Annotated in this window: 2 protein-coding genes; both read left to right on the top strand. The window is 55.8% G+C overall.

Translation table 11 applies throughout. The features are described from left to right. A partial coding sequence (locus ABD971_RS20980) for a hypothetical protein (RefSeq protein ID WP_345325291.1) occupies positions 1–189 on the top strand: 189 nt, incomplete at its 5' end. 355 nt (positions 190–544) lie between these two features. Then, positions 545–7,400 (top strand): putative Ig domain-containing protein (locus ABD971_RS20975; RefSeq protein WP_345325289.1); only part of this gene is annotated, 6,856 nt, incomplete at its 3' end.

Genomic DNA, 7,400 nt, shown 5'->3' with positions numbered 1-7,400 from the left:
TCGTGCAATCTGCATATTTTTGCCCCTCATCTTTTTGCCTTCGTGCGGTGCGGGCTTAGTGGATGTTGCGGAACCAATAGCCGGTTGCGCAGCGAGGTTGTATCGGAAAGGCCAGCGTTGGTTACTGAAAAGGGCAAAAAGATGACGAGGCAGAAAGATGGGACACCGCAAATTGGTCCTGCATTCTGAATATTTTGCTGCCCTCTGCATTTTCCTGCCCGCCAGTTAACTGGCGTTTGATAGACGTCTCTGAACCAAGTGCTGAGTGTGCAGCGGCTTTGAATGTCCGAAGCCAACGTTGGTCACTGTTTTGGGCTGTGGCTCCGAAAGAGGTAGATGACCGCAGGTTGCTGTGGCGCACAACTGCGGGCATGTGCTCGGTTGGAGGATTCGCCAAAAAGGAAATGGCGTGCCCCAGGGCGCAGACATGGTACGATGAGGGATGTCTCTGTCGGGGTGGTTGGCGTTCCGCATGTGTGGGGTTCCGGATGCTCGGGCATGTTCGCGATCCTCAAAAGGCTTTGCCAGCCGCAGGAGCCGACGCATGTTATTGAAGCGATTGCTTGTACGGGCCACCGAATCGAGGAATCAAACGCGGTTTAAACGTCGCAAAATCATCGAGCAGCTGGAACCGCGACTGCTGTTGGCGAACAGTCCGCCGGCCATTTACAGCCCGATCGCGGACCTGAGCACCGAAGCAGGAATCCCGTTTGAATACGATCTGCAGCCAACCGGGTACGTGGTGTTTGGGTATGGCGTTGGCGGAAACGGTTTCGCCGCGACCGACAACTACTTCGCCAGCAACGTGAATTTCCTGGGCTCATGGCAAGATGTCACCTTCACCGGCAACACGGTCTTTACCGAGAGCCCGTGGTATGCGGCCCAGATCAGCGAGTTGGGGGCGGCACTTGACGAGTACACCTGGGACAACAACACGTACGTCACCGACGCTGAGTCCCCCTTCATAATCGAAGGGGCTTTGGAGTCGTTTGACCAATGGCAATCGCAAACCGGATTCGACGCCTCCAGCACACTTGCCAACACGATCAGCGGTACGCTCGTGACCGTCCATCCCAATGAATACGAGCCGGGACGGGGGCATGCGGTCGTTTACAACTGGGACCGGCTTGACCATGTCAATTTGAATCTATCCTCAGTGGTGGATGTGGGAGCAAGTTACGAGATCTACAACGTGCTGGATCTCGACGGTGCGCCAGTTCTCGCTGGAGTCTATGACGGTGCGTCGGTGTCGCTGCCGATGACCGATGTGGCATCGCCGATTCCGATCGGGGCGGATCCCGTTGCGCCCCTTGTCGTCGATAAGGAATTTGGCAGTTTCTTAATCGTGTCCGATGCGGCCCCAGTTCCTGCGACGGGAAACGAGTTTTTCGTGTCGCCCGAGGGGACGCCACAGGGTGACGGAAGTCTTCAGAACCCTTGGGATGTAGCGACGGCGATGAGCCATCCGCAAGCCGTTTCCCCCGGTGATACCATCTGGATCACGGGCGGAACGTACGTGGGGGCCTTTACCAGCGATTTGTCTGGCACCCAAGCGGATCCGATCTGGGTGCGTGCGTGGCCTGGCGACGACGTGATCATTGATCTGAATAATGGCTCACCGCGGACCAGCGAGATCCTGACGATCGAAGGCCAATACACGCACTACCAGGGTCTCGAAATCTTTTCGAGTGACCTCTCGGCTCGAACGACATTCAACGTCGGGTCGTGGCCCGACGACATCAATCGTGGCAACATCAACGTGTTTGGTGACCACGTCAAACTAATCAATTGGGAAGTCCACGATCTCAATAAAGGACTCGGGTTCTGGTCACGCGCCGATGGCGGCGAGGTCTATGGATCACTGATCTACAACAACGGTTGGTCCGGTCCGAGTTTCGAGCACGGTCATGGGATCTACTCCCAGAACGAGGATTTTGAACGGCGATTCGCTAACAACATTCTTTTTAACCAGTACCGTCACGGCATCAAAATCTTTGGTTCGAGTTCGGCCAGTCTCAAGAACTATATTTTGGAAGGCAACATCTCCTTCAACAACGGCGCGGCGTCAAGGGAAGGGTTCGAAGGGGCGTGGCAATACTACATCGGTGGCGGGTCGCTGGCCGAAAACATCACGCTCAACGAGAACTATGCGTATGTCAGTAGACGAGCGATTCGCGATCCGGATCCGTATGATGTTGTCACGTTTTCAGGGCAACAAACCAACGGGCTACCATTACCGACGTGGCTCGATTTGAGTCGCAATGATGAGAACGAGGTTTATCTGAAAGGAACGCCCTCAGTGGCGGACGTCGGCACGATCGAGATCGAGTTGACTGCGACCGACATTGCGGGGGAGTCGGTCACCGAAGTGTTCCAGTTGACGGTGGAACCGGGGAATCAAGAACCCACGGTGATCGCGGACTTGGAAGATCAGCAGATCAGCCGTAACGTTGCAATTCAAATTGATGCTTCCAGTATTTTCCAGGATCCTGAGAATCGCCCCTTAACGTATACGCTTGCCCCACAAGCAGGCGGGGTGATTCCGGATTGGATTAGCATCGACGCGAGTTCGGGAATCATCTCGGGAAATGCCGTTGAACTTGGGGCAATTGCGCTTGAGGTCTTTGCGATTGACGACGGAGGCAACTTTGCCTCGGACCTATTTACGCTGACCGTCACCAACGAGACGGTGGTCGACTTGTTTCCGCTGAATCCGTTTGAAGCGAAGCTTGACGGACAATGGCAAGGTTCGACTGTGGCCTCAGACGGCAAGGTCTACTTCGCCTCATCGACTCACGCGCACAATGCCGCGGGGCTCTTCTTTCAATACGACCCAAGCAGCGGCGATGTCCGTCAAATAGGTCCCAACGTCAGTGCGATTTTGGGCGAAGATCCACTCACTCAGGTACCGCAGGGAAAGCTGCACAGTCCGATTGTTGAGTCCAACGGATGGCTGTACACATCGACGTTTGTGGGAAATTATTGGGACGAAGCTCTGAACGCTTATACCGGGGCTCATTTGTTCGGGTATCAGTTGGGCAGCATCGAATCAGGCACGCCAAACTTTGTCGATTTCGGCATTCCGGTCCCACGTTATTCCACTTATTCGGCCGTTGCGATCAGCCCGGACGGACAATACCTATGGTCGATTGCGTCGCCCTGGGCCGCTGCCGATGCCGCCGTCTCCGGGGCACACTTGTTCCGCACCGAGATCGCAACTGGCGTGATGCAGGACTTCGGAGCTCTGACACCTGACCTCAACTCGATTCAAGGTGCATTTGCGATGCACGTCGATGCTCGCGGCGACGCTTGGGTATCAATGATCGGCGGCGTGGACCGATTGTTGGTGGGCCGCGCGGCGACTGGCACCATTGATGTGTTTCCCGGCGCGCTGCCGGCCATGACAAGCGCAGAGGATCCCGATGAGTTGTCCGCTTACCAGGATGCGAGTTGGTGGCGATGGGGGCAATCGATTGACAATGAACGATTTTTGTTCACGATGCATGACCGTTTGGCTCCCTTCGCCGCGCGGTCCGGCGGCTCGCTATGGGAGTTTGACGCTCGCAAGAGCATCGATGGCGACCTTAGCGATGCATTCCGCGAGGTGGCATGGATCGGCGGCAGCCACCTGGGGATGACGTACAGCGACGGGATCGTCTACTTCGTCCGCCGCAACGATGGTTCGCACGATCCCAAGATCAATGGGGTTCAAGGCAACGGTGAATACTGGAATGCAAATTCGGATACTGGCGAAAGGCTGCATCTGTACAGCGTTCATATTGATGACCCAGACGGTTTGGTCACCGATTGGGGAATGATCACCGATGCCGATGGTCGGATTCCATGGCGAATTGAGAGTGTTTCGGCGAACACCGAGTCGGGCGAAGTCTATCTGACCGGTGACTGGGTGATGTTAGATACGGATCCAATCGAGTGGCGAACATTGCGGCACGACGGTGGCACGTCAACCACCTACACGTTGCACGTTCGCGGCCAGGCGTTTGCCGTGGCGCGGACCATCCCATTTTCCAATGAATACCCCGTGCTGGATAGCACGATTCCTGACGCCTCCGTCGACGAAGACAGCCTGTTTAGCTTGGACGTCTCCGGCTACTTCAGTGATCCCGACGGTGATGCATTAATCTATTCGATCAGCCGCGAAGGTGGAGGAGCGTTGCCAAGTTGGATCTTGATCAACTCTAACTCCGGCGTGATCAGCGGAACTCCGGGCAACGACGATGTCGGTACGCTTGCGATCGAAGTAAGGGCGGCGGACCCTGGATTCGCAAGTGTGACGGACACGTTTGAATTGACGGTCAACAACACGAACGATTCTCCATTTGTCGCCGTACCGATTCTTGAGCAAGCGATCGCAGCGGATGATTCGCTAAGCTTCGCCGTCTTGGATTCGTTCGGCGACATTGACGTCGGCGATTCGCTTTCGTACTCTGCGAGTCGGTCGCACGATCCGGCGCTGGAGCTTGATCCGATCGTTTCCGGATTCGATACTCCGGTGGTGGTGACCCATGCTGGTGACGAGTCAGGCCGTTTGTTCGTCGTCGAAAAGCGAGGCATGATTCACATCGTCGAAAACGGAGAGATCTTGCCGACACCGTTTCTCGACATTCGTTCCCAGGTTACCTCCAGCGGTGATCGTGGTTTGCTGGGACTGGCGTTCCATCCGGATTACGCCATTGCCGGAGCTGTCGGGGAAGGCCGATTTTTTGTTTATTACGCTGGAACGGCGACGTTGGGCGGCGACCATGACGGAGTGATTTCGGAATTTTCGGTCTCCGTGGATGATCCGAATGTCGCGGATGCGGGATCCGAAATTGCGCGGCTGCGATTTGATCTACCACCGGGCCACAATGGCGGCGACCTTGTCTTCGGCCCCGACGACCGCATGCTCTACATCAGCATCGGCGATGGGGCGTACGGCGGCAGTGGCGATCCTGACAACAACGCCCAAAATAGGAATTTGCTACTCGGCAAGCTGCTCCGCATTGATATCGATGGCACCAACGGTCCAGGCGGGACCTACGGGATTCCGGCGGACAACCCGTTTGTTGGCGAAGCCAATGTGCGAGAGGAAATCTATGCTCTCGGATTTCGCAATCCGTATCGTTTCTCGATCGATGACGGACCCGAGGGAGCGGCGAGCCCCGATCGAATATTTGTCGGCGACGTCGGCGAAAAAGCCTTTGAAGAAGTCAATCTGGTCGTCAGCGGAGGCAACTACGGATGGCGAATCCGAGAAGGTACGCTGCCATATAACCTCAACGATCCTGATCCCGGAAATCTGATCGATCCGATCGCGGAATACGTCAACCCCGACGTCGGAGTTTCGGTCATCGGCGGCCATATCTATCGAGGCAGCGACCATCCAGCACTGACCGAACGCTACGTGTTTGCGGATTTCACGGGGCGCATCATGATCCTCGACGAAGAAACAGAGGGATGGTTGATTTCGGAGCCCAATGTTGTCGGCGGCAATCCGTTTTCGGAAATGATCATCAGTATCGGAGCGGATCAGAATGGTGAATTGTATGTCGCGACCCTATCGTCGATCTACAAAGTCACGGCGAACCCGGTCGAGGGAGATGGAAGTCTGCCAGTATGGTTGTCGTTCGATCCGACGACCGCCACTTTCACGGGCACACCAAGCGAAGGTGACGTCGGCACCACCGCTATCGAGGTCACGGCCACCGACCTAGCGGGTGTATCCGTTTCCGACACGTTCAATTTGACGGTCAACCCTAATCCGCCGCAAGCCGATGTGACAGTCACGATCCGTGATTCAATCGATCCGGTTGTCGTTGGCGACAGTCTCGTCTACACCGTGTCGGTCAGCAACGACGGTCCTAAGCCGTCGCTCGACGTCGAGCTGACCAGCACGTTGCCGGCAAACGTGCAGTTTGTTTCCGCGTCCCCCGCATGCTCGCATGATGGCGGCGAAATCACCTGCGACCTTGGTGACTTGGCCAACGGACAAACGGTGGAGCTTCAGATCGAAGTGGCGACGACCGCTGCGGGTGAGCTCAACAACACGGTGACCGTCACATCGCAAACGCTCGACCCCAATTTAGCGAACAACGTCGACGTCGAAACGACACAAGTGGACGAGATTTTGGCAGACCTAGTGCTGACGTTGGCCGCGGAAAACCGAGTCAACCTTGGAGACGACATCACCTATCGCGCAACGGTAACTAACAACGGACCCTACCCGGCAGAAAATGTTGTTCTGACAAACTTGCTTCCTGCCGGCGTCCAGTTCGTTTCCGCGTCACCGTCCTGTTCCTACGGCACGGGTATCATCACTTGCGAAATCGGTGACTTGGATACTGGTGCGGCGGTAGTGTTCGAGTTCGTTGTCACCGCGACCGAGTCTGGCCAGAAACTAAGTACAGCGACGCTGGCCTCCGACACGGTCGACCCTCAGACGTTAAACAACGCAAGCATCGCGGCGACAACGGTGGGGGGGCCCGCCGGTACGGCCGACATCGTCTTCGTCAGTTTTTCGGCCAGCGGCCGCGTCGATGACATTCCCTATGACGACGAGGATATTCTCGCGTACGACCGCACCAACGATCGATGGTCGCTGTACTTCGATGGGTCGATCGTCGGATTAGCGGGCGCCGATATTGACGCTTTTCACATTCAAGACGATGGCAGCATTCTACTTAGCTTTGATGCAAACATGCGTATCGGCAATTTGGGGCTGGTTCGCGATTCCGATATCGTCAAGTTCCTTCCCAATTCGCATGGCAGTTTGACGGCGGGCAACTTTGAATGGTTCTTGGATGGATCCGATGTAGGATTGGCACCAACCAGCGGTGACATCGATTCCATTGGCTTCACGGCCGACGGACAATTGCTGGTCAGTTTGTTGGGGAACTACAATTTTCCCAATATTTCTCTCAGCGGCGATGATCTGCTGGTGCTCAATCACCCGGTCTATGGAGCCGACTCGTCCGGTGAATGGGTGGTGTATCTTGACGGATCCGATGTTGGACTTGATGGCAACAATGTCCAGGGGCTATCGGTCGACAATTTCACGAGCGAGTTGTACGTCACTGCCGAAGACCTCTTTTCAATTGACGGAATCGAGATTAGCAGTAGCGATGTCTTCACCATACTGAATTCGGTCGGTAACCAGTCGCCCAAGTTGTTAAGCCAGCGGTTCGATGGGGCCGCCCACCGTGTGACCGATGACCAATCATTCGATGGCCTGCAAATCGGGAAATTCGCCGGTAACGAAGTCTTCGGTAGCGAAGTGATCTACATCAGCCCGGCAAGCAATTTAAATGCCGGTGGCTTTTATGTTGCTGACGAAGACATTGTCTACCACGACACTCGCACCGGTGCCTGGCGGCTCTTGTTCGATGGTTCCGACGTTGGCA

This window comes from Novipirellula rosea (assembly GCF_039541335.1).
GTDB classification, from domain to species: domain Bacteria; phylum Planctomycetota; class Planctomycetia; order Pirellulales; family Pirellulaceae; genus Novipirellula; species Novipirellula rosea.
This window is presented reverse-complemented; position numbering and strand designations above follow the sequence as displayed.